Raw genomic sequence first — 23,815 nt, 5'->3', positions numbered from 1 at the left:
TAAAATTTCTATGTTCGAGTTGAAAGCAGCTTCCATGAACCACAATCTGAGAAGAGATTTGCTATCTTCGTTGACATGAGGTCATGAGCCAATGGATACGGGCAGTGATGATGCTCATTCTTATTTATCACCTCCTGTTAGCTCCAGCCCACGCGGTTCCCAAAACGCTCACCTTTTGTGCGGAACAGTACCAGCCATATGCGATTAAAAATTCGCAGGGAATTATCGACAGTGGTGTGACCTACGACATCATGAAGAAAGCTTTGGAAGAGCTCGGTTATAAGCTTGCAGTGGAAGAGGTCAACTATGCTTATCGCTGCTTTGTTCTCAGTCGCAGTGGCGAAATCAGCGGCGCGTTCTTTACCACGGAAGCGGGTAAAAATAAAAAAATGTACTATTTAGATAAGCCGCTTGAGTACTGGACTCTCAATGTGATGGTGCCGCAGGATTCGCCTTTTAAAGAATACACGTCGCTGACGCAATTTGATGGTAAGCACATTGGCTTCACGAAAGATTATGGTTATCCGGAGAAGATCAAGCAGAACAAGAAGTGGCTCGTTGAAGAAGAAAATGAAGTTATTTTAAATCTGCGAAAACTGTCGGCGAAAAGAATTGATCTTTACATTGATGACCCATATCAGGCCGCGGCAATGATCAAACGTGAAAATCTTAAGGTGCGGATTTTGTATCCCTCGGTGGATTTAGTTCCGACGTTTGTAGAAATTAAAGATCGCTTGCTCCATAGAAAACTCAATAAAAAGATCAATGAGCTTTTTGTGCGAGGCTATGTCGATCAGGTCTATCAAAAATATACCGGTAAAACCTTTAAGGACTTCTTAAAGGGTCCTAATCCATAGGCTGCTTTAGTAGTCCTGCAGGCCGAGAATGTCTTTGCAAATCTCCATCTGCCGCTCAATCTCTGCAACGGCTTTGGTAAGCTGAAGCAGTTCGCGTTCATCGACCTCGGCCTCCATCGCGGCCTGGACGATCGGGTGCTTCTTAAGCCACGCTCCTTGGCGTGAGGCATAGGTCTCGGGCACCCCTGAGCGGAGTGCTGCCATACGGGCATTGCCGTCCTTAAGGAATTCTACGATGAATTTAAGCGTCTCCAAGGTGAGGAGCTTGCGATGAGCTTTGAGGCGTGAGGAAAAACCGACTTGACGAATTCTCATGCCCTCTAGGATGGCATGAAGGTATAAAAAAAGCCGCAACTTTTGTTACGGCCTTTAAAGCTGTCATTTTTGAATAGGGAAGGGCGATTAAACAGCCTTCTCCGCGCTGAGCATGCCAAGGCCTGCTTTCTTTTCAGCATCAAGAACCTTCTTTAATTTCTTGCGGAAATTGCGGATGGCCTTTTTCACTTCGAGAACGATCTCTTGATCCATGTCTGCAAAGTTTTGAGACTCCGGAGTGTTTTGGAAGTCCAAGTTGAGTTTCAATTTAGAATCCAAATTTTGAGCGATAGACATAAGTGCGATCTCTTCTTCGGAAAGAGAGCGAGAATTGCTGCCAGCAGCTTCGAGGAATTGACTTTGTTGCGATACAAGGTGGATGAGCTTTTGTGATTCGTCTTCGGTGAGTGCAAGTGCAATTGAAATTCTTCGTGCGAGCTTGTGAGAAAGTGGTCTCTTTCCTGAGAGAATTTCTGAAAGCTGTCCTGATGATACGCCGAGCGATCGTGCGAAAGCTCGTAGAGAATAACGTGGGTTCTTCTCTTTTCGTTCATTGAAAATAGTTATTAAGTAGTCCGCTGCAGTCTTCGCATCTTGGCCGGTTGATCCGGTAGTCTGTCCTTCTGTCATTTTCACCCTCATCATTTCCGAACATTGCGAGAGTGCAATGTTTCGGTTTGTCCGCAATTCTGATTGGAGCAAATAAATTAGTGATTGTCAAAAAATCTTAACATCATCTTAACATAAAATGCAAATTAAACGCTTGATTGTACTAAAAAGGTACGTGTTTACAGTAACATAAGACTCTTGTTACGTTTTTAACGAGTCGCTTAATTTTTGTTGGTTTGGGGTGTAAACACGATCGTGTAGAGGCGGAAACATTACTGTTCGGTAATGAAGCGAGTGTTCGATGAACTAAACAACTCGCATTTTTGTAGGAAAATTTGTGGCGATTTCTGGTTGTCTATTTCTTGATTTCGAGCGCTTGGAAGCCCGGTGCCGGCGCGTTGCTTGCGGGTGTGCGACCCGAATTAAACAAGCAGCTCTCCATATTGGAAAGCTCGCCACTATCAGCGCATTTCTTTATTTGGGCGCGAGAGTAGTCTTTGTTTTTAATCTTTTTAATGCAGCTAATACGGGACTCATCAGAGATGTCGGTCGACTTCGCACAGAGCTCTAGCGCCTCAGGGTTAAACGTCGCCCCCTTGATCTCATCAAGGCAGCTCATAAAGTTCTTGTCCTCTTGTTGAAGGGCACACGCAGACGAAGCGTACCAATCCAGAGGGTCTTTCGTGGTTTTCAGCATGCACTGAGCTTTGTCTTTATCGCCGAGGAAGCGATCGCAGAGTCCACTCGGGTTTGTTGGTTCAAGCGCCAAAGTCAAAAGGGGAATCAGTAAAAATGCGAGATGAGTTTTCAAGATGAGCTGAAACATAGGAACCCCGAACAAAAAGCAGTCTACATTTAGGCCGCTTTGCTAAGTTTAAACAACACGGAATACATTGCCTTTAAGAACTCAGGATCATAACGGCCGGCGAGCTTTTCTTTCATCATGGTGACGGCATCGAAAGGCTTTAGAGGCACGTTGTAGGAACGCTGAGTTGTCATGGCATCATAGGTATCCGTGATGGCGACAATGCGTGCGAAAGGGTGAATTTCTTGTCCAGAAATCCCTTGTGGATATCCATTTCCGGCGAAGCTTTCGTGATGCTCAAAGCAGGCCGCCTTAATGGCATCGCTGATGTTGGGGTTTTGATTGAGAATCATCAGGCCGTATTGAGGGTGACGCTTCATTTGCTCCCATTCTGCGTCGTCCAAACCGCCTTTTTTGCACAAAATATCGAGGCTGACATTGCGCTTGCCGATGTCATGAAACAACGAGCCCACGCCAAGTTCTTCGAGATCGGTTTTGTTGAAGGTCAGCGCTGTGCCGAGTCCCAGAGAGTAAATACTCACGTCCAAAGAGTGATTGTAAGTGTAGAAGTCATGGCCCGAAAGGCTGATCATGTAGCCCATCGCCTCGGGCGCGCTCTCCATGAAGTCGATGAAGTTTTTGATGATGGGACGAGATTCGTCCAAGGCTGTATTCACGTCAGGATTTTCAAACAGATCTTCCATCAGAGCCACCGACGACTCGCGCAGGATTTTTGACTTTTCAAACGGATTTAGATCGTCTGAATTCATTTCCTCTTTCACCCAGTCACGATAAGCTTCTTTTTGCGCAGTAGGAACGAAGAAAGAGTTGCCTGTGTCTTTGTTGTGCAGAGATTCAATTTTAAGTTCTGAGAGTTTATCTCCGGCCTTCAAATAGTGAACCATTTGGCCGTTGATATGAATGAAGATATCGAAAGACGTCGCTTTCGATGGACGGATCGTACTGAGACGTATTCTAAAATAAGCTTCCTGCTGCATGTCTCTATTATTCCATGGAATTATTGACTCGAAAATCAAAAGATGGAAATTTGATCAACATGGCCCTTCGTCTAGACACCTCATTACAGTACCTCAAGGGAGTCGGTCCCAAACTGGCTTCACTCTTTTCGAGACACGGTATCCGTACTGTGGGCGAACTTTTGGAATTTTATCCACGCGCGTATGAAGATCAGCGTGCGGCTCGTAATATTGCCAGCCTCAAAGTCGGGGACATTGTGAGCGTGAAGGCTCAAGTCGTTTCTGTTTCCAGTATCAACATGGGAAAGTCCCACAGAAAAATGTATGATGTGGTGGTTCGTGATTCTTCAGGGCAAATCAAGTGCAAGTTTTTCCGCGTTCCTTACAAAGGGTATTTTGAGCGCTTCACGCCCTTCAAAGAAGTCCGAGTCGTTGGCAAAGTTACTGATTACCGCGGCCGCGCAGAATTCCATCATCCGGACATTCGTGATGTAGATCCCGAAGAAGAAACCGGGGATGCGCTGATTCCGCTCTATACCGAGATCGAAGGCTTCGGGACTTCGAAAATTCATCGTTTTATTAAGGCCTCGCTTCAGCAAATTCCTGATGAAAACTGGCCGGCGGAATTGTTGCCGCCGTGGATTGTGCAAAAGTATGGACTGATCTCGCGCCGAAAAGCATTGAACCTCATCCACAATCCGGACCCGAGTTTAGGTACGGCTTATGCAGAACTCAAAACGCCGGCGCATCGGCGGATTATTTTCGAGGAGTTTTTCTGGTTGGAGCTATTCCTCGCATCGAAAAAAACCGGCTTTAAAAAAGAGCAAGGAGTGGCATTGCACAGTGATGGGGCAAAAATCACGGCGTTGCAAAAATCTCTGCCGTTTGAGCTGACAAATGCCCAGAAAAAAGCCTTTCAGGAAATCAAAGCCGATCTCGAAAAACCAACACCAATGCACCGAATGGTTCAAGGGGACGTGGGCTCGGGAAAAACTTTGGTGAGTTTCATGGCGGCGATTTTTGCTGCAGAAAGCGGCATGCAAAGCTGTTTGATGGCGCCCACGGAGATTCTCGCTGAACAGCATTTTAAAAATGCACAAAAACTGCTGACTCCACTGGGGTTGAAGCTGGGGATGCTCACCGGAAAAACTAAAACCTCTGAACGTAAAGAGTTGCTGCAAAACTTGGCAGATGGTGAGATTGACTTCCTTATCGGGACCCATGCTTTGATTGAAGACGAAGTGGTTTTCAAATCCCTGGCACTTGTGATCATCGATGAACAGCATCGCTTTGGTGTTGAACAAAGAGGCATTTTGAAAAACAAAGGCCGCTCACCGCATTTCTTGGTGATGACCGCGACCCCGATCCCGCGAACTTTGGCGATGACGGTTTATGGGGATTTGGATGTCTCTATTATAGATGAGATGCCGCCGGGTCGCAGTCCGATTCAAACCCGCGTGGTTTTTGATAATAAAAAATCAGCAGCCCTGCAGTTCATGGTCGAACAAATTGAAAAAGGTCGTCAGGCCTATATCGTTTATCCACTCGTGGCAGAGAGCGAGAAAATCGACCTCAAGGATGCCATCAGCGAATTTGAAAAGCTTCAACAGATGTTCCCGAAGCTTCGCTTAGGTCTTTTGCATGGTAAAATGAAGCCGCAGGAAAAAGACGACGTCATGGATCGTTTCCGCGCTGGCGAGTTGCAGGTTTTAGTTTCAACCACAGTGATCGAAGTCGGTGTCGATGTTCCAAATGCCAACATTATGATCATTGAACATGCCGAACGCTTTGGTCTGTCGCAGCTCCATCAGTTGCGCGGCCGTGTCGGGCGGGGGGCACACAAAAGTTATTGCATCCTTATTATGGGCTACGCAGTGTCTGAAGAAGCAAAGCAGCGCACCGAGTTCATGGAGCGCACGACGGATGGATTTAAAATTGCCGAATTCGATTTAGAAATGCGCGGACCTGGTGAATTTATGGGCACTCGTCAGTCGGGATTGCCTGGGTTTAAAATGGCGAACCTGGTTCGCGATATCTCGATCTTGCAAGAAGCCCGTGAAGCCGCATTTGAAGTGCTTCGTAAAGATGCGCAGTTAAAGTTTGCCGAGAACCAAGCTTTGCGTGAAGAACTGACAAAAACCCATGGCCCCGCTGCTCTTGCTGGCATCGCATAGCGTAACCTTCCATCTTTTTAATATACACTTGTTCGACTGCGTGATCTGATTTTCCCAAACATCCAAGGGGGAGGGGAAAGTGAACACACTTTCAAAGTACATCCTAGTAGCAGCGTCTTTGTCAGCAATGACAGCGCAAGCGGGCACGATGCTGCGCTTGAACGCAGGAACTTTCGAAACGAAACGCGCGGAGAGCCTTTTGAGTGCTCAAATGAACACTCCAGCGTCACAAGATTTGATCGTTCAGTTTAAAAACGCCATCACAGAAAAAGACAAAGCGGAGTTGAAAGCCATCGGTGCTGAAATCTTCGGTTATCTTCCTGATGATGCTTTGATGGTTCGTGCTTCCAGCGCGAAAATTCAACAATGGCGTAGCCACGCAAATGTTGAAGCTGTTTTGCCATTCAAACCTGAATACAAAATCAGCACTAACTTCGATCCAGCTTCGATCTTTAATAAAGAAGAACAAACAGCCGTTTTGGTAAAAACATTCAAAGCGACTGAAACAAAAGACATCGCTTTGGCGATCAGAAACTTGCCGCAATCAACAGTTCATGTTGCTGACGGTAAATCCATCGTCGCAGTTGTGCCGCGTGCGATGGTTCGTAATGTTGCAGCCATCACAGGTGTTGAACACGTTCAACCTTACGTCGACATGAAACCAATGCACATGACTTTTGACGATCAAAGTGGCGTGACAGCTCCTCAAGGTGCTGGCGACTACTCTGATATCAATGGTTATGAAACTGGCACGAAAGTGATGAACTTCGACGCTGCTTGGGCGATGGGTTACACAGGTCGCAATCAAATCGTTTCAATGGCTGATACAGGTCTTGATAACGGTGAAGGCAACTTATCTCCGGATTTCCAAGGTGCCGTTGTTAAAGGTTACATCTTCGGTCTTTTCTCTAAAGGTTGGGATGATCCAATGGGACACGGAACTCACGTAGCGGGTTCTATCCTTGGTCGCGGAACGGCTTCTGGTGGTAAAATTCATGGGGGCGCTTACGCAGCGACTTTCATTCCTGAGGGGATGTGGTCTCCGATGATGAAGAACCTCACGGTTCCATCTAAGATCCAAGACTTGTTCTCTAAAGCGTATGCAGACGGTGCGCGCGTTCACTCTAACTCTTGGGGTGCGGCTCGTAACTTCGGTGCTTACGACAACTACGCTTCCAGCGTCGACGATTTCATGTTCAACAATCCTGATATGTTGATCGTATTCGCAGCGGGTAACAGCGGTGTTGATAAAAACAAAGACGGCCGTATCGATTCGGGTTCGATCTCTTCTCCAGGCACAGCGAAGAACGCTTTGACTGTAGGTGCTTCTGAAAATCTGCTCAGCACGGGTGGTATCCAAGTTCCTATCAGCAAATTGCGCGCGGCTGCTGACGAGTGGAGCGCAGAGCCGATCTACAGCTCGTACATTTCTGACAATATCAACGGTGTGGCGATGTTCTCTTCTCGTGGTCCTACGTTGGATGGCCGTACGAAGCCTGAAATCGTGGCTCCAGGTACAAACATTTTGAGCAACCGTTCTCACGTTGCCGGTGCTAGTGATCTTTGGGGTGCTTACAATGCGGACTACGCATACTCTGGCGGTACTTCCATGGCGACGCCTTTGGTGGCTGGTGCTGCAGCAGTGACTCGCCAAGTGCTTCAAGAAAAATTCCAAATCGCAAGTCCATCAGCGGCGTTGTTGAAAGCAACTTTGCTTCACACAGCAGTTGATATGTACCCTGGCCAATACGGCGAAGTCGGTGCAGCTCGCGGTCAAGAATTGATCACACGTCGTCCAAATTCTGATGAAGGTTACGGCCGCACGGATGTTTCAAACGTTGCAAACCTCACGAACAAAACTCAGTTCGTTGATAATAGAACGGGCGTGGGTCAAGGGGAGCAAGTCAGTGTGACTGTAACGCTCTCGGCTCCGGGCTCTATCTTGGCAAACTTGGTTTATACAGATGCTCCCGCTTCTCCGGATGCAGCGGTGGCTTTGGTGAACGACCTTGATTTGACTTTGACTGGGAACGGTCAAAACGTGAACAAGAACGATCACGTGAACAACAATGAAGTCATCGAGCTTTCGAACCTGCCAGCAGGTACTTACACGTTGACAGTGTCTGGTGCGAAAGTGCCTCAAGGTAAAAACGGGAAACAGCCCTACGCTCTGGTTTATACAGCGCGTGAGATGTAAGCTGTAAGTTATTGAAATTACTTATGGAAGGCCTCGTCAAAAGCGAGGCCTTTTTGTATTTTTTCCAGCCGAACCGGCTTTCATTTGATAACTCGTGTCAAATTTGTTAAAAACTCCAAGGCTCTCAGTTCGTCTTGTGGTTGGCATTTCTATGGGTGGGGAATCTGTAGGATCGCTAGCAACTAATGTGGTTTTGAGCCCAAAGAGGGAGGTCTTCCGATGGTGACTTTTAAAGTTGGTGACAATGCGGTTTATCCAGGCCACGGCGTGGGTAGAGTCACGGCGATTGAAACAAAAGAGATCCTCGGTAACAAACAGACTTTTTATTCTATCCAGATTCTTGATACAGGCATGAAGATCATGATCCCGCGTGACAACGTGGAGTCTGTGGGTCTTCGCCCGATCATCTCTAAAGAAGAAGCTGGCCGTGTCGTTAGCATTCTACGCGAAACAGACGTTAAAATCGACAACCAAACTTGGAATCGTCGTTATCGCGAATACATGGAAAAGATTAAAACAGGTTCTGTTTTTGAGATCGCGGAAGTTTTGCGCGACTTGTTCTTGCTGAAAGTTGATAAAGAGTTGAGTTTCGGTGAGCGTAAGATGCTCGATACAGCGCGTACTTTGCTTCTGAAGGAGCTGACTTTGGCGACAAGCCAAGAAGAGCTTTTCAAAGAAGAAGAAGTGAAAGCGATCTTCGGCGTAGCTCCGTAGGCCGTAGGGCGTTGATTTTTCTAGTAAAATTAGACATTATTGAGAGCTCGGGATAAAACCCGGGCTCTTTTCGTTTCAGGGGTTCATCATGTCTAAAGTTCGTGTTCGCTTTGCTCCTTCTCCGACAGGTTATCTTCACGTTGGCGGTGCTCGTACAGCACTTTACAACTATCTCTTCGCCAAGAAAAATGGCGGTGATTTTATTTTGCGTATCGAAGATACCGACGAGGCCCGCTCCACGTCTGAATCTCTTCGCGGCGTGGTTGATGATATGGTTTGGTTGAACCTGCTTTGGAAAGAGGGCGTTGATCCTGTCACACTCAAAGACATGGGACCTCTCGGGCCTTACAAGCAAAGTGAACGTCAGCATATCTACAAAGAAATTGCCGATAAACTTTTGAAGGCCGGCAAAGCCTACTACTGCTTCATGACCGATGCAGAGATTGAAGAACAGCGTGAAGCCGCGATCAAAGCGGGACGTGCGCCGCAAATCAACTCTCCTTATCAGGATTGGACGCTTGAGCAAGCTCAGAAGAAAATCGCTGAAGGTGGTAAGGCCGTTGTTCGTTTTAAAACCCGTGACCTTAAGAAAGACTATATTTTTAACGACCTCGTTCGTGGCGAAGTGAAATTCCCATCCGATATGGTTGGGGATTTCGTGCTTCTTCGTTCGGGCGGGATGCCGGTTTATAACTTCTGCTGTGTGATCGATGATCATCTGATGGAGATGAGTCATGTCTTCCGTGCGGAAGAACATCTGCCAAATACTTTGCGACAGTTAATGATTTATGAAGCGATGGGGTGGATGCCGCCGCAGTTTGGTCACATTTCATTGATCCTCGATGACGACCGACAAAAACTTTCTAAACGTAAAGGTGCGGTGGCTTGCGGGCAATTGAAACAAGAGGGTTATTTGCCTTCGGCTGTTTTAAACTTCATTGCTCTTTTGGGTTGGTCGCATCCTGAAGGTAAAGAGATCTTCGATGTCGATGACATGATTCGTACTTTTGATATTTCTCGCCTGCAGGCGGCCGGTGCTGTGTTCAACCGTGTGAAGTTCAGATGGGTGAACGCGATGCACTTGCGCGCGCTTTCGGATGCGGCTCTCTGGAAAGAGATTCAACCGTTCCTGGCTCGCGAGCACATGGAGTTCCCGAATGATCCCGCTTGGCAGGAAAGGTCTGTAGCGGCGTTTAAGCCGAAAATGGAAACTCTTGTCGATGCGATCGAGCTTTATAGACCGCTCAGTGACAAATCCTTTGCGATATTGCCGGAAGCAGATGAAGCTTTGGCATGGGAGCCGACAAAAGCTGTTTTGACTGCATGGCGTGATTTGGTTCAGGCCTCAGGCAAAGACTATCTCACGGGGGACGAGTTCTTGAAACTCCAAGACGAAGTGAAGGTAAAAGCCAACGCGAAAGGTAAGAACTTGTTCCAGCCGATTCGTGTTGCTGTGATCGGTCAGCCGCATGGAACTGAATTGAAAGATCTCGTGCCGCTGATTAAGACCTCTTCGTTGGTGGATCGCGCAAATAAAGTCTTGGCAAAGATTGGGTAACTAGATGCTTCGTATACACAACACCGAGTCCAGAAAGTTAGAAAACTTTGAGCCGCTTGAACCGGGCAAAGTGAAAATCTACGTCTGCGGACCGACGGTTTATAACTTCCTGCATGTCGGAAATTTCCGTGGGGTTGTGTTCTTTAATCTGGTTCGCAACTGGCTCGAGGCCCTCGGTTATAAAGTCGAGTACGCTCTGAATTTTACGGACGTTGATGACAAGATTATCGAAGCGGCGAACGCTCAAGGTGTGGATCCTCAGGCGCTTGCTGAAAAATACATCGTTGAATACAAGAAGGACTTTGCCTCTTTAGGTTTGCGTCCGCATGATCACAACCCAAAAGTGACCGAGAGCATGGATGAAATCCGCTCGATCGTGACTAGATTGATTGAAAATAAGAAAGCCTACGTTGCTGATGGTGATGTGCTTTACTCGATCGAAGCGTTTCCGTCCTACGGAAAGCTCAGTGGTCGTAATGTTGAGGATTTGCAAGCCGGTGCACGTGTTGAGATCGATCCAAAGAAGAAAAGCCCGATGGATTTCGCTCTATGGAAGGGGGCAAAGCCAGGGGAGCCTTCTTGGTCGTCATCTTGGGGGCCGGGGCGTCCCGGCTGGCACATTGAGTGCTCGGCGATGGTTGAAAAAGTTTTTGGTGATCAGATCGATATTCATGGCGGCGGGACTGATTTGATCTTCCCGCATCACGAAAATGAAATCGCTCAAAGTGAAGGTTGCACAGGCAAACATTACGTGAAGTACTGGATGCACTGGCACATGTTGAATTTCGGCAATCAAAAAATGTCGAAGTCCCTCGGAAACTTCATCACTATGCGTGAGTTCTTAGAGCGTTATAACTCTGAGATCTATAAATGGATGATTTTGTCAGTACACTATCGTTCAACAAGCGATTTTAGTGACGATGCTGTCGATCGCGCGGTTTCAAACTTGGCGCGCATTTACTCTGCAATGGCGGTGGCGGAAAGTCTGCTTGCCGGGCAGAAGGCGACGCCGGATGCGGGCTTTGAAAAGATCACGCAAGAGGCTTGGACTAAAGTAACTGAAGCCTTGAATGATGACTTTGGCACTCCGAATGCGGTTGCGGCGTTGTTTGAAGTGGTTCGCCAGTTCAACAACCAAGTAAAGCGTGGGATTAAAGCAAACGCAGCGGTGTTGGGTAAGGCCCAGAGCTTTATTGATTTCGTTCACAAAGTCGGCAAGCTCATGGCGATGTTCCAGGAACCTGCGGATAGTTTCTTGTTGAAGCTGGACAATATGCTGCTGGAAAAAATGAGTATCCAGCGCGCGGATGTCGATGCCGTGGTGGCAGAACGATCTCAGGCTCGGGCGAATAAAGACTTCGCCAAATCCGATGAGCTTCGCAAGAAACTGACTGACATGGGAATTTCCGTTAGCGATACGCCTGAGGGAAGTTTCTGGGAAGTGACGAAGTAATGATTCCAGTCCGACGTGGTTCCCCCTTACTCGATGAACAAGTGGCCGCAGGTCTTCGCGGCGACTTCCAACGGGGATGGGAAATCGCCGAGGAGCTCGCGCGAACGACTCCAGACTGTCATCGCGCCGCTTTTAATCGCGCTTGGTATGAGATGATGCGCGGAAATCTGCTGCAAGGGCTGAAGCTTCTTGATTCGGGCCGCTGGGAACGTGCTTTCGGTGATCCGCCGCTACCGACGAATAAACCTATCTATCGCAATGAAAATCTTGAAGGCCGTCATGTACTTTTGTGCAGTGAAGGCGGTTATGGTGATGAAATCATCAACGTGCGTTTTGCGAAAGATTTTGCTGATCGGGGCGCAAAGGTCACGGTGACTTGCGACAATGCTTTAAAATCTGTTTTCTCACGGGTGCCGGGTGTGGCCGCGGTGGTTGGTCATAAGGCGGCTCCCGAGGTTTATCATGACTTCTGGGTTCCTGCGATGAGTGCTGCTCGCGTCCTTGAAAAAGAATATGCGACTCTTTCCGGGGCTCCGTATTTAAGTGTGGCTCCGGAATATCGCGCGAAGTGGAAAGAGCTCTTTGCGCGGAATTTTTCTGAATCACAACGTCCGCGGATTGGCCTGAGGTTTTATGGCAATCCTCAATTTGAACATGAACAGCATCGTAAGTTTCCGAAAGAGGGGCTTTTGCAGGCGATAGGGGCGCGTTCCTGGGTGAGTCTGCAAAAAGAAGAAACGCCACTGCCGCTGGAGACTTGGGAAGATACTTTGGCCGTCATCGATCAGTTGGATCTGGTGATTACCTCTTGCACGAGCGTCGCCCATGCGGCGGCTGGCCTTGGAAAAGAGACCTGGGTGATCGTGCCGATTCTGCCTTACTATGTCTGGGCATATCCTGGGACCAAGTCACCTTGGTATGACTCTGTTCGCTTATTCCGTCAGAAGAAATTCGGTGAGTGGGATGTGGTTTTTGCTGAGGTTGCCGAGGCATTGAAAGCGCGAGGACTTTAGTGGATCTTAATAAAACTCTGCGTAGCCAGTTTAATACTCAAATCGAAAACGCCTATATCATCAGAATTTCGGGGAATCGTGAGTCTGTCAGACTTTCAGAGCGGTGCGCGGCTTCGTGTGAAAAGTCCGGAATGCCGTATCAATTTTTTGAAGGTATCGATGGCACCAGCGGCCAGTTGGTTGTTCCACCGTCGTTGCAGTCTTGCACTGCACTTACGTGGTTGAAGGCTGTGGATCATGAGCTTTCGGTGACTGAGATCGCGTGTGTTCTTTCGCATTTTGCCTTGTGGGTAAAGTGTCTTGAGCTCGATCAGCCGATTGTGATTCTTGAGCATGATGCGATCATGGTAAAGGCTTTCCGCGATTTTCAGGCATTTAATCAGATCATTTATCTTGGCGGTTCTGAGCAGGTCACAAAAGGCTGGCCAGTTTTGCCGATCCCGCCCCATGCAACGCTCAATCATAATTATCATTTTATTTGCCGCGCTCATGCGTATGCGATTGATCCCGCCATGGCGAAAAATCTGGTTTCACATGTGGTTAAATTCGGCGTTCATGAAGCTTTGGATATCATGATGCGAGCGGATCTCTTTTCGATTGTTCAGATGGGGCTTTATGCCTATGACGAAGGCGGCGAAACCACCATTGTCGACCGTAAGAAAACTCCAGCCGGAATTGAGCGCTAAACCGCATGTATTCACTATTGTTACATTCTGCGAGTGCGTTCTATATGACGGGTGTGATCTGGTTTGCACAGGTCATTCAATATCCGTTGCTTCGGCTTGTCGATAAGGATCGATACAAAGAATATTACGACATTCATTTAAGTCGTATCGTTCGAATTGTATTACCGGTGATCGTTCTGCAACTGGCCACGGCAGCTTATCTTTTCTTTGATGCGCATTATCCGCTGTGGTTCAGTGGCGCTCTGTTGACGTATTCTATTTTTAATTTCTGCTATACAGCCTATATTTCAGTGTCCATTTACCGTGAAATGGCTTTTGCATACAGCGATGAACTCATTGAGCGTTTGCTGGGGCATAATTGGGTGCGCACCATCGTTTGGACTATGCATAGCCTGACGATTTTGATCGGTGGCTTTTACTTAAGGCATTATTTTTTATAAATTGTAATGATGAATTAAAGAATCTGTCGCTTGATCGACATCGATCACGGTCATGAAGTCATAACAATTCAGGTCAATATCGTAGCTGGGCTGGGCACAAACGAGGGCGCCTGCCATTAAGTAGGCTCTGAGAAGTCCCGGGAGCAGCCTTCGCCATGAAGCGCTGGAAGTGCTCAGGCCTGTATCGGCATCCAACGGAAGAATTTTTCTCACATGACTTCGGCGCGGAAGAACCGGGAATGGTAGCTCCTTGCCTTGAAGAGCATCTTGAATGCGTGCAATGTCTTCGGGTTCACCTTTAATGCTGGTGGTGCCGAAGATGTATTTTGCTGAGCGAATTTTTATGACCTCGGTGATTCCTCGCCAAAGCAGGCTCACGATCGTTCCGTTACGGTACTCTGGATGGATGCAGGCCCAGGCAAGCTCGAGCTTCGCTTCATTTTTTTCTAAGAAAGCGGGGATCTCGAAGTCTTCTTCGCATTCGAAATGGGTGCTAAAGTCGGAATGGGTCAGACGGTAAGTGCCACAGAGAATTTTCTTTTCAATGTCCTCGACAATCAAGTGGTCGGCGGCGAGGTCGAACTGCATTTTGTCGATGTCGGCGTTAAAGCATAGCTTGCGAAGCTCAAGGACCGCGTTTAATTCATCAGAGTTTTGGATCGTTCTCAGCCGATAAGGTGCAATGGTGAGTTCGAAGGGAATTTTACAGCTAAACTCCATAGTGAATGTGTGGGCCCTCCAAAATGAGCTGAACCTTAAGGATACCAAGAGATCTATTGAAAGCATCAAAAAACTTCGCTAGCCTTAGCTTATGGAGTGAGTCATGGATATTGAGCTTCGTGGCATTGAAGTCGCATCTTTGTTTAAATTCAGCCATCTTTCTATTCCGGCAAATGAGAAGGTCCTTATCTATGGCCCCAGTGGCAGCGGTAAAACGAGCCTATTGCATCTGATCGGCGGCCTCTGGAAACCGACTCGCGGAGAAGTTTTTTGTGATGGACAAAATCTCTGTACTCTGAGTGACCTTGAACTCAGTGAGTTTCGTAAAAACAAAATCGGCTTTGTTTTTCAGAAAATGAATCTGCTTGAACACATGACGTGTGCCGAGAATCTCGAGCTTGTGACGAATAAGCTAGGCGAAAATGCCGAGAGTGTTCTTAAAAAAGTGGGGCTCAGTGACAAGCTTCATGTCAGAGCGGGGAATCTGAGTCTCGGAGAACAACAGCGTTTAGCGGTGGTTCGCGTTCTTTTACAGAACCCGGCGGTGATTTTAGCCGATGAGCCAACTTCGAGTCTTGATGAAGCCAATGCAAAAAAAGTCATGGAGCTGTTGCTCGAGACTTCGCAGAAGAAAACACTCATTGTTGTGAGTCATGACAGCCGTTTGCAGAAGTATTTCGGTCGCAATCTGAATTTCGCGGAGTTAGTTCAATGAATCCGGCAAAGATTGCGTATTTGCACCTCATTCGAAAAAAGTTTTCTAGTTTGATCGTTCTATTGGGGATTGTGCTGGCGGTGGCGACCAGTGGGATTTTGCTGCGTTTATATTCTTTGAGCAACGAGCGCTTTGCGAGCCTTATTAACACAGGCGATGCGATCATTGGGGCTAAATCGGGCGCTTTGGACTTGCTTTTGGGAATGCTGAACTTTGAAGGTGACTATCCAGAGTCTATTCCGATGAATCTCTATACGACTCTCAAGAACCAAGAGAGCCTGCATTTTGAAGACAAGGCCACCGTCAATGCGAACTTCATCCGCGGAGTATTTCCTTTCGCGCTGGTGGCAAAGACGGATGAATTCCGCGTTTACACGACTACGAGTGATTTTTTTGCTTTTAAAGAAAAAGATTTGCCGGAGCTTGAAACCGGAAATGCCCCGTCGCTTGCGGGGCAAGTCGTGGTGGGTTCTCAGGTGGCCTCGCGCTTAAAATTAAAAGTCGGTGATTCTCTTCCGGCCCGCGTTTGGGTTGGAGGCGAGCCCGCTCCTGAAAATTCGCAAACGTTGCAGGTCGTAGGGATTTTTAAAGCAACGGATAAAGCCTGGGATCGCATTGTTCTTGGCAGTTGGGAAACTGCGGATAAGATTTTTAACGACAACTCATTGTTGTTCCGCACTCCTTGGGGCACGAAGGTGATGAATTTCATGCTTGTCTATCTTAAGGAGGGGGGATTTCCGCATTTAGAAAGTTTGATTAATCGCCGAACCGTTGCGCAGATGGTTTCTGTCGGCGAAGGTTATCGCAAACTCAACGAGCTGACGGGAACAGGCCGTGAGCTCGGGCTTTTGGTGGCGGCGATTATTATTCTTTTGGGATTTAGCTCGGTGGCTTCGATGATGATGGGGCGTTTTGAGAGCATGAATGTTCAGCTCGCGGTTTTGCGTGCCCTCGGATACTCGAAGAGTGATTTGTTTAAAGTTTTGCTTTATGAAGCGCTGTATTTGGCAGTTTTAGCTTGTTTATTGGGGGCCTTGATCGATGCTTCGGTCTTCCCGTGGTTGCGCTCATTGTTAGGTGCCAATCTACCGGGAGAGGACATTGTCTCTATGCCAATATGGACGAGCTGGCCGGTGTGGCTCGCAGTCATTGCAGGAAACATCATTTCGGTGCTCTATCCCATTTGGCGGATTTCGAAACAAAACATTCACACAAGCCTGAGAAGCATTTAAACTAGTCTATTATTTTGCCAGCTAAAATTAGGATAGACTTCATGGCGTATAAAAAGAGCTTCCAGTTGAAATCTGAATTCAAGCCTTCGGGGGACCAACCGAAGGCCATCGCTGATTTGGTTCAAAACTTTAAGTTGGGGTTGAACCATCAAACTCTCTTGGGGGTGACCGGTTCCGGTAAGACCTTCACGATGGCACACACGATTGCCCAGTTGAATGAACCGGCATTGGTGCTTGCCCCCAACAAGACTTTGGCGGCTCAGTTGTATGCCGAGTTTAAAGAGCTTTTTCCAAATAATGCGGTTGAGTACTTCGTCAGCTACTACGACTACTACCAGCCCGAGGCTTACATTCCTTCAACGGATACTTACATCGAGAAAGATTCGGCGATTAATGAGCAAATCGATCGTATGCGCCACTCGGCGACGCGTTCGCTTTTTGACCGTCGTGATGTGATCATCGTGAGTTCCGTGTCGTGCATTTATGGTTTGGGTTCGCCCGAGGCTTACGAAGGCATGATGGTTCAAGTGGTCGCAAATTCGGAATTGAAACGCGATCATTTCTTGCGGGAGCTGATTCGTATTCAATACACGCGTAACAATGTCGACTTCGCCCGTGGTAATATTCGTGTGCGTGGTGATATCGTCGAGGTCTTTCCGGCCTACGAAGAGCAGCGTGCATTGCGTATTGAGTTCTTCGGTGACTACGTCGAGAAAATTTCGTGGATCGATCCATTAACGGGCCAAGTTCTTGAAGAGCTTGATCAGATCGGGATCTATCCCGGAAGTCACCACGTTACTGGTGAAGAGAACATGAAACGCGCGATTAAGACAATTCAAGAGGAATTGCGCGAAAGGATTGTTGATCTCAATAAAAATTTGAAGATGCTCGAGGCTCAGCGACTTGAGCAAAGAACTTATTACGATATCGAGATGATCGAGCAAATGGGCTTCTGTCAGGGGATCGAGAACTATTCTCGTCATATGACAGGCCGTGGACCGGGGGAGCCGCCTCCGACACTGCTTGAATACTTTCCGAAAAACTTCGTCACCTTTATCGATGAGTCGCACGTGACTGTACCGCAAATCGGCGGGATGTACCGTGGGGACCGCGCCCGTAAAATGAATCTGGTGGAGCACGGCTTTCGGTTGCCGAGCGCACTTGATAATCGTCCACTCAATTTTCAAGAATTTGAGCGCATGATGGACAAAGTCGTCTATGTGTCGGCAACCCCGGCGAATTACGAATTCCAAAAATCTGAAGGCGTGATCGTTGAGCAGATCATTCGTCCGACGGGTTTAATTGATCCTGTGGTTGAAGTGCGTCCGGTCCGTCATCAAGTTGATGATTTGCTGTCGGAGAGCCGCACACGCATTGCAAAAGGCGAGCGTGTTTTGATTACAACGCTCACGAAACGAAGCGCTGAAGATTTGACCGAGTACTATGAATCTTTGGGCGTAAAAGTAAAATACCTGCATAGTGATATCGACACGGTTGAGCGGACTGAGATCCTGCGCGATTTGCGCTTAGGTGTGTTTGATGTGCTTGTGGGGATCAACTTGCTTCGTGAGGGCTTGGATATCCCTGAGGTGAGCCTTGTGGGGATCACCGATGCTGACAAAGAGGGCTTCCTTCGCTCGGAGCGTTCATTGATCCAAACGATCGGCCGTGCCGCTCGTAACTTGAACGGCAAAGTAATCCTTTACGGGGATCGCATTACCGATTCGATGAGAAAAGCCATGGATGAGACGGATCGTCGTCGGCGCATTCAGCAGGAGTACAATGAAAAACATGGCATCACTCCGCAGTCGGTGAAAAAGCGTATCAAAGAGGGCTTGGGCGATACTTTTGACGGCTCCGTGGGCGCACACCTTGTCGGCGGACCTGAGCAGAAGATCCTGGGCATTGCCCAGCGATTCGGGAATGAGCCTGATAAGATTGCTAAAGAAATCGAAAAACTTCGTAAGAAGATGAAAGAATACTCTGCTAATTTGGAGTTCGAAGAGGCCGCAAAAATCCGCGACGAGATCAAACGTTTGCAGATTGTGGATTTGAATGTGCGTAGCGGTGAAGTGGAAAAAGAATCCGCTGATGTGCAGGAAGGTAAAAAAGACTAAAACATGTCGCAGAAGTTCGACGAGCTCAAAGAGCTGGTAAAAGAATATCCTACCCAGAGCGGAGTTTATCTGATGAAAAACTCCGTGGATAAGATTATTTACGTCGGCAAGGCAAAGAATCTGCGCAATCGTGTTCGTAGTTATTTTACCGACAGCAAGGACCACACGCCGAAAACCCGCCTGCTGGTTCAGAACATCAATCACATTGAATACATTCTGACAAAGACTGAGGTCGAAGCCTTTTTGCTGGAAGCTTCGCTCATCAAAAAACATCGCCCGAAGTACAATATCCGTCTGCGTGATGACAAATCGTATCCTTATATCCGTATGACTTGGAATGAGGACTTTCCGCGTTTGTACCTGAGTCGCAAGGTCAAGAAGGACGGAAGTCTTTATTTCGGTCCCTACACGAGTGGTGGGGCCGTGTTTGGTACGATTCGTTTTTTGAATCGGACTTTTAAAATTCGTGATTGTACGGATGCGATGTTTAAGTCTCGTAAACGTCCGTGCATGACTCATCAGATTGGTCGTTGCACCGCGCCCTGTGTGCAGTACATTGCAAGCGAAGATTATCGCTCGGAAGTTGAAGGCGCGTTGTTGTTCCTGAAAGGGAAAAACAAGAGCGTCGTGAAAACGATGAAGGCCAAGATGATGCAGGCAGCGGAGGAAGAGAAGTTCGAAGTCGCGGCGAGGCTGCGTGACTCGATTGAGTCGATTAAATCTATTCTACAAAAACAAGCGGTCATTAACGATACTTCTGAGAAAGATCAGGATGCGATCGGATACTTTGGTGATGATCGCGGTTGCTTGATTGAAACTCTGCACGTGCGCCAAGGCCGGGTGCTCGGTACGCGTTCGCATTTTATTCCACTTTTGGACGTGGCTGATGTTTCGAGTGATCCGCGGGAATGGCTCGTGTCTTTCATGAATCAATATTACGAAGACAATATCATCCCTGATGAGGTTTTGCTGCCTACGGAAATCGGCTCGGATTTGACGAAGCTGATGGAAGCTGTTTTGCAGGAGCGTTCGGGCGCCAAACACAATGTCGTGCGTTTTGCGACGGACGAAAAGGGGCGTGCGCTCGTTGATATGGCAAATGAAAACGCCAAAGCACATTTTGAAAAATACGTTTCTAAATCAGAAGAAAAAATCCGCGGTCTTGATGAGATCAAGGAGAAGTTCAATCTTCCGGTGCGCCCAACCCGCATTGAGTGTTACGATATTTCGAACTTCCAAGGAGCTGAGACTGTGGCTTCGCAGGTGGTTTTCGAAGACGGTGTTCCGAGCAAAGAAAACTATCGTCGTTACAAAATTAAAACTGTGGAAGGTTCGAATGACTTTGCCTCGATGTACGAGGTCCTTAGCCGTCGCTTTAAACATACCGAGTACGATGATCCGCACTTGCTGGTGGTTGACGGTGGTAAGGGGCAGTTGTCTCAGGCCATGCGTATTCTTGAGGAGATTGGCCGTAAGGACATTCCGGTTGTGGGGCTTGCCAAGGCGCGGACCGAGTCCGATTTTCAGGCGGCAGAGGTTTCAAGCACGGAAGAGCGTTTCTTCCTCCCAGGGCGTTCGAATCCGGTGATCTTCCGTAATAACTCGGAGGCGTTGCATATTCTGGTGGGGATTCGTGACGAAGCTCATCGCTTTGCGATCACGTACCATCGTAAGCTCCGCGAGAACACAAGTCTTGAAAGCGAACTTGATTTCGTTGTGGGCCTTGGTGAAAAGCGCAAGAAGGCTCTTTTGACTCACTTTAAAGGGGTGCAAGAGCTTAAAGAGGCCGACCCAGAGGAAATTGCCCAATTGAAAGGCTTTAATAGAGTGCTTGCCGAGCGCGTTCTTTTGCAGTTGAATGAATCTGACGAAGAACACGAAGACAAGACCGAGGAATAATGAAAAAGCACGCCTTCTTGGTGGGACTGGGGATCTTTTTTAGCCGTATCGCAGGGCTCGTGCGCGAGCGCGTGTTTGCCCATTACTTCGGAAACTCGGATGCCGGCGATGCCTTCAAAGCCGCTCTAAAAATTCCTAACTTTTTGCAAAACCTCTTTGGTGAGGGCGTTCTTTCCGCAAGTTTCATTCCTGTCTACGCCCAACTCTTAGCGCGGAAACACGATGAAGACGCTGCAAAGGTGGCCTCTGTCATCGGCAGTCTTTTGTTTGTGATGACTTCGGTGCTGGTTCTGATTGGCGTGTTTGCAACACCATTTTTAATCGATGTCATCGCTCCGGGCTTTCACGGTGAAAAGCGTGAATTGACGATCAAGATTGTGCAAATTCTTTTCCCGGGCACGGGCTTCTTGGTGATGTCGGCGTGGTGCTTGGGGATTTTGAATTCACACAAGAAATTCTTTCTTTCATACGTTGCGCCGGTTATTTGGAATATAGCGATCATCGTTTCGATCATTGGCTGGAGCCAGCAAGATCAGTTCAACTTGGCGATCACGGCCTCTTACGGTTTGGTTGCAGGCAGCTTCTTGCAATTCTTTGTGCAGTTTCCGTTTGCACTGAAATTGGGGCGTAAGATCCGGCCAAGTCTGAGTTTGCAATTGCAGAGCGTGCGCACGGTTGTAAAGAACTTCATTCCTGTGGTTTTCTCGCGCGGGGTTGTACAGGTCAGTGCTTATATCGACAATATGTTAGCCAGTCTTTTACCGACGGGCGCGGTGTCGGCTCTTGCCTATGCGCAGACTCTTTATCTTTTGCCGGTCAGTCTTTTTGGCATGAGCATTTCAGTGGCGGAACTTCCGGCGATGTCGCAGGCCACGGGCACTGAGGAAGAAATTCGCAGTTACTTGCAAAAACGCCTGAACGGCGGCTTGAGCCAGATTGCTTTTTTCATAGTGCCTTCGGTTGTGGCATTTTTGGTGCTTGGCGATTTGATTGTCGGCGCGATTTTTCAAACCGGTGTATTTGATCGCGATAGCACGAACTATGTGTGGGCGGTGCTTGCGGGTTCAACGGTTGGTCTTCTTGCCAGCACTTTAGGCAGACTTTACTCCTCAACGTTTTATTCTTTGAAAGACACGCGAACGCCTCTGAAGTTTGCCTTCGTTCGGGTTTTCTTCACAACGATTCTTGGCGTGTTGTGCGCATTCTACTTGCCGGGCTGGCTCGGGGTTGATCCAAAGTGGGGGACAACGGGTTTGACAGCTTCCGCGGGTCTTGCTGGTTGGATTGAATTTTACATGCTTCGTCACACGCTCAATAAAAAAATCGGTGAAACTGGTCTTTCACTTTCGTTCCAGATGAAACTCTGGGGAGTGGCTTTGGCAAGCAGCGCGGTTGCCTTTGGCGTGAAATTCATGTTGAATGATTTTGGCCATGTGATTCTGCGTGCGGTGATCGTTTTAGGCATCTACGGAGTTTTGTATTTTGGCCTGGGCTATGTCTTTAAGATTGATCAAGCAGCGTCCTTAGTTGAAAAGATCAAACGACGACTCTAGAGGAGGATACATCCATGAAATTACTCAGCACTCTTTTCGCGGCCCTGATGTTGACGGCAACGGTGGCTCACGCAGAGAACTACGCTCTGGGCGTGATCTTAGGGGACCCTTCAGGTTTGTCGGGAAAAATGAAGTACGATAATAATCACTCTATCGATGGAGCGTTGGCATATTCCACGGGTAAGCACAGTGGGATGCAGTTTCACTCAGACTATCTTTGGGATCGCGCTCGCAGCTGGGGAACGACTCAAGGGCCCTTAGATATGTATTATGGCTTGGGCGGCCGTTTGATTTCTTATAACGACGATCATGACAATGCAAAAGTTTCCATTGGTCCGCGTGGATCGTTGGGGTTAAATTTCAACATCAATAATCCAAACATCGAGCTCTTTGGTGAGCTTGCTTTGATTTTGGAAGTCGCTCCTTCTATGACGGCGGATTTGGATGCCGGTGTTGGGGCAAGGATTCGTTTCTAGTTCATGAAAGATTCTCTCCAGCGCTTTTTTATAGCTCTTTTGGTTGTTGCAGGTGTTTTTATTATCTACAGCCGAAAGTGGACGAAGCCTCAGGCGCTGGACGAAATTGAACATACTCAAGGTGGTCCGCAGGAAGAAGTTCCCGCGGAAGAACCGCCGGTCTCTGAAGCCGCGGCAGCTCCTGTTGCGGCGATGACAAAATCAGCAAAACCTGTTGTTGCGGAAAAGTCTGTGAAGGCTATTCCGAAGGGATCGACTCGTCCTAAGGACGCTTTGCAATTTCGTATGGAAGATGGTGTTGCGGTTGTGCAGGGTGATTTGGTTGTGGGTGAGCTTGTCGAAGACGATGGAACTGTTGAGGGTGGTTATGTAAAAATGCCGACGCTCAACTTGTGGCCGAGCCATGTGATTCCGTATTTTGTGGACCCGGGGATGCGCGAGCCGGATCGTGTGTTAAAAGCACTCGATCTTTTTTCGGGCACGGTCATCCAATTTGTACCTTTCGATGGGACTCAAGAAGACGTGATGGTCTTTCAAGAGGGCACTGGTATCTGTAAGTCCTACGTGGGGCGAGTGGGCGGCAAGCAGCCTTTGTGGATTGCGCCGGGCTGTCGGCCGGATGATATAGCTCACGAGATTCTGCATGCGCTGGGCTTAGTGCATGAGCAGAACCGCAGCGATCGCGATCAATTCATTACGTTGAATCCTGAGAATATCGAAGAACAATATCAGGATAACTTTTTCCGGTTGCCACCGACATTGATGACGGTGAGTGGTTTGGCACCTTTTGATTTCGAATCCTTGATGATTTATCCAACGGACATGTTCTCAAAGAACCGACAACCAACAATGCAATCCAAAATCAAAGACCAAGAAATCCGCCCAGGAGCGACCCTGAGCCCTCGCGACATCGAACGAGTGAACAAGGCCTACGGCGGCCGCTAGCAGCTGGCTTCTTGCGCCTTCGGCGTGTGGACGTATGGGGGAGTGCTCTTGAAGCACACGAGAGCTCTCGTTAAGAGCTGCAATCACTTGAATATACATAGCCAAGTTTTACACCTTCTGATCTCGTTGAATGCAGATTATCTATCCGGAATACGAATCTTTGAATTTAGTATTGACGTGGTTTTTGTGTGCTTGGCTTCGCTTGTGGGGCGAGATTTTGCGTGGGTCTTTGGATTTTGATTTTAGTAAGAGATCTCTTCGGGGCGAAGGGATTACGCACTCTCGCGAGCGATATGATTCGCCTTAGGGCTGTGCTTGGAAATTCACTCTCAAAACCCGTGTTATAAGTTTCTCACCTTA

Annotated in this window: 21 protein-coding genes; 16 read left to right on the top strand and 5 right to left on the bottom strand. The window is 48.0% G+C overall.

What is annotated here, in order from left to right; all coding sequences use genetic code 11:
• The first annotated feature begins 83 nt into the window (after positions 1-83).
• Positions 84-857 (top strand): transporter substrate-binding domain-containing protein, encoded by a 774-nt coding sequence (locus JSU04_04620; GenBank protein ID MBS1969562.1) that lies wholly within the window; start codon positions 84-86, stop codon positions 855-857.
• Positions 858-863: 6 nt separating this feature from the next.
• On the opposite strand, the gene JSU04_04615 is transcribed toward JSU04_04620, so the two are convergent.
• From JSU04_04615 to JSU04_04600, 4 genes are all read right to left on the bottom strand, one after another.
• Positions 864-1,172 (bottom strand): terminase small subunit, encoded by a 309-nt coding sequence (locus JSU04_04615; GenBank protein MBS1969561.1) that lies wholly within the window; start codon positions 1,170-1,172, stop codon positions 864-866.
• 87 nt (positions 1,173-1,259) lie between these two features.
• Positions 1,260-1,802, bottom strand: a complete 543-nt coding sequence (locus tag JSU04_04610; GenBank protein MBS1969560.1) for a hypothetical protein — start codon at positions 1,800-1,802, stop codon at positions 1,260-1,262.
• A 334-nt stretch (positions 1,803-2,136) separates the two neighbouring features.
• The gene (locus JSU04_04605; protein MBS1969559.1) at positions 2,137-2,607 is read right to left on the bottom strand and encodes a hypothetical protein; all 471 of its coding nucleotides are present in this window, start codon (positions 2,605-2,607) and stop codon (positions 2,137-2,139) included.
• Positions 2,608-2,636: 29 nt separating this feature from the next.
• Positions 2,637-3,584, bottom strand: coding sequence for an HD domain-containing protein (locus tag JSU04_04600; GenBank protein MBS1969558.1), 948 nt, complete (start codon positions 3,582-3,584; stop codon positions 2,637-2,639).
• 59 nt (positions 3,585-3,643) lie between these two features.
• Here JSU04_04600 and recG point away from each other — a divergent pair, with 59 nt between their 5' ends.
• The 8 genes from recG (at position 3,644) to JSU04_04560 (ending at position 13,798) form a co-directional block, all read left to right on the top strand.
• Positions 3,644-5,737 (top strand): ATP-dependent DNA helicase RecG, encoded by a 2,094-nt coding sequence (gene recG / locus JSU04_04595; protein ID MBS1969557.1) that lies wholly within the window; start codon positions 3,644-3,646, stop codon positions 5,735-5,737.
• 127 nt (positions 5,738-5,864) lie between these two features.
• Entirely contained in the window at positions 5,865-7,934 is a 2,070-nt protein-coding gene (locus JSU04_04590; protein ID MBS1969556.1) for a S8 family serine peptidase, read from the top strand.
• Between the two features lie 219 nt (positions 7,935-8,153).
• Positions 8,154-8,648 (top strand): CarD family transcriptional regulator, encoded by a 495-nt coding sequence (locus JSU04_04585; GenBank protein MBS1969555.1) that lies wholly within the window; start codon positions 8,154-8,156, stop codon positions 8,646-8,648.
• Positions 8,649-8,736: 88 nt separating this feature from the next.
• Complete coding sequence (locus JSU04_04580; GenBank protein ID MBS1969554.1) at positions 8,737-10,206, top strand: glutamate--tRNA ligase; 1,470 nt, start codon at positions 8,737-8,739, stop codon at positions 10,204-10,206.
• A 4-nt stretch (positions 10,207-10,210) separates the two neighbouring features.
• Entirely contained in the window at positions 10,211-11,659 is a 1,449-nt protein-coding gene (locus JSU04_04575) for a cysteine--tRNA ligase (GenBank protein MBS1969553.1), read from the top strand.
• Entirely contained in the window at positions 11,659-12,672 is a 1,014-nt protein-coding gene (locus JSU04_04570; GenBank protein ID MBS1969552.1) for a hypothetical protein, read from the top strand. Before JSU04_04575 ends, JSU04_04570 begins: the two co-directional genes overlap by 1 nt.
• On the top strand, positions 12,672-13,358 hold the full coding sequence (locus tag JSU04_04565) for a glycosyltransferase family 25 protein (protein ID MBS1969551.1): 687 nt from the start codon (positions 12,672-12,674) through the stop codon (positions 13,356-13,358). Before JSU04_04570 ends, JSU04_04565 begins: the two co-directional genes overlap by 1 nt.
• A gap of 5 nt (positions 13,359-13,363) precedes the next feature.
• Positions 13,364-13,798 (top strand): hypothetical protein, encoded by a 435-nt coding sequence (locus JSU04_04560; GenBank protein ID MBS1969550.1) that lies wholly within the window; start codon positions 13,364-13,366, stop codon positions 13,796-13,798.
• Here the strand turns inward: JSU04_04560 and JSU04_04555 are convergent.
• Positions 13,793-14,518 carry a GNAT family N-acetyltransferase gene (locus tag JSU04_04555; protein MBS1969549.1) on the bottom strand — a complete coding sequence of 242 codons (726 nt, stop codon included), beginning with the start codon at positions 14,516-14,518 and terminating at the stop codon, positions 13,793-13,795. The genes JSU04_04560 and JSU04_04555 overlap by 6 nt on opposite strands.
• Positions 14,519-14,621: 103 nt before the next feature.
• On the opposite strand from JSU04_04555, the gene JSU04_04550 reads away from it, so the two are divergent.
• The 7 genes from JSU04_04550 to JSU04_04520 are packed head-to-tail and all read left to right on the top strand — an operon-like array spanning position 14,622 to position 23,455.
• On the top strand, positions 14,622-15,233 hold the full coding sequence (locus JSU04_04550; GenBank protein ID MBS1969548.1) for an ATP-binding cassette domain-containing protein: 612 nt from the start codon (positions 14,622-14,624) through the stop codon (positions 15,231-15,233).
• Entirely contained in the window at positions 15,230-16,465 is a 1,236-nt protein-coding gene (locus tag JSU04_04545) for an FtsX-like permease family protein (GenBank protein MBS1969547.1), read from the top strand. Before JSU04_04550 ends, JSU04_04545 begins: the two co-directional genes overlap by 4 nt.
• Before the next feature lie 41 nt (positions 16,466-16,506).
• Positions 16,507-18,582 carry an excinuclease ABC subunit UvrB gene (gene uvrB, locus JSU04_04540; GenBank protein ID MBS1969546.1) on the top strand — a complete coding sequence of 692 codons (2,076 nt, stop codon included), beginning with the start codon at positions 16,507-16,509 and terminating at the stop codon, positions 18,580-18,582.
• Between the two features lie 3 nt (positions 18,583-18,585).
• Positions 18,586-20,481, top strand: a complete 1,896-nt coding sequence (gene uvrC / locus JSU04_04535; GenBank protein MBS1969545.1) for an excinuclease ABC subunit UvrC — start codon at positions 18,586-18,588, stop codon at positions 20,479-20,481.
• Positions 20,481-22,034: a murein biosynthesis integral membrane protein MurJ gene (gene murJ, locus JSU04_04530; GenBank protein ID MBS1969544.1), complete on the top strand. Its 1,554-nt coding sequence runs from the start codon at positions 20,481-20,483 to the stop codon at positions 22,032-22,034. The genes uvrC and murJ overlap by 1 nt, the downstream gene beginning before the upstream one ends.
• A 47-nt stretch (positions 22,035-22,081) precedes the next feature.
• On the top strand, positions 22,082-22,510 hold the full coding sequence (locus JSU04_04525; protein ID MBS1969543.1) for a hypothetical protein: 429 nt from the start codon (positions 22,082-22,084) through the stop codon (positions 22,508-22,510).
• A 3-nt stretch (positions 22,511-22,513) separates the two neighbouring features.
• The gene (locus JSU04_04520; protein ID MBS1969542.1) at positions 22,514-23,455 is read left to right on the top strand and encodes a M12 family metallopeptidase; all 942 of its coding nucleotides are present in this window, start codon (positions 22,514-22,516) and stop codon (positions 23,453-23,455) included.
• Positions 23,456-23,815 lie beyond the last annotated feature (360 nt).

It is taken from the genome of Bdellovibrionales bacterium (genome assembly GCA_018266295.1).
Classification (GTDB): domain Bacteria; phylum Bdellovibrionota; class Bdellovibrionia; order Bdellovibrionales; family Bdellovibrionaceae; genus JACMRP01.
The sequence above is the reverse complement of the archived record's forward strand: the minus strand, read 5'-3'. Positions and strand labels throughout refer to the sequence as shown.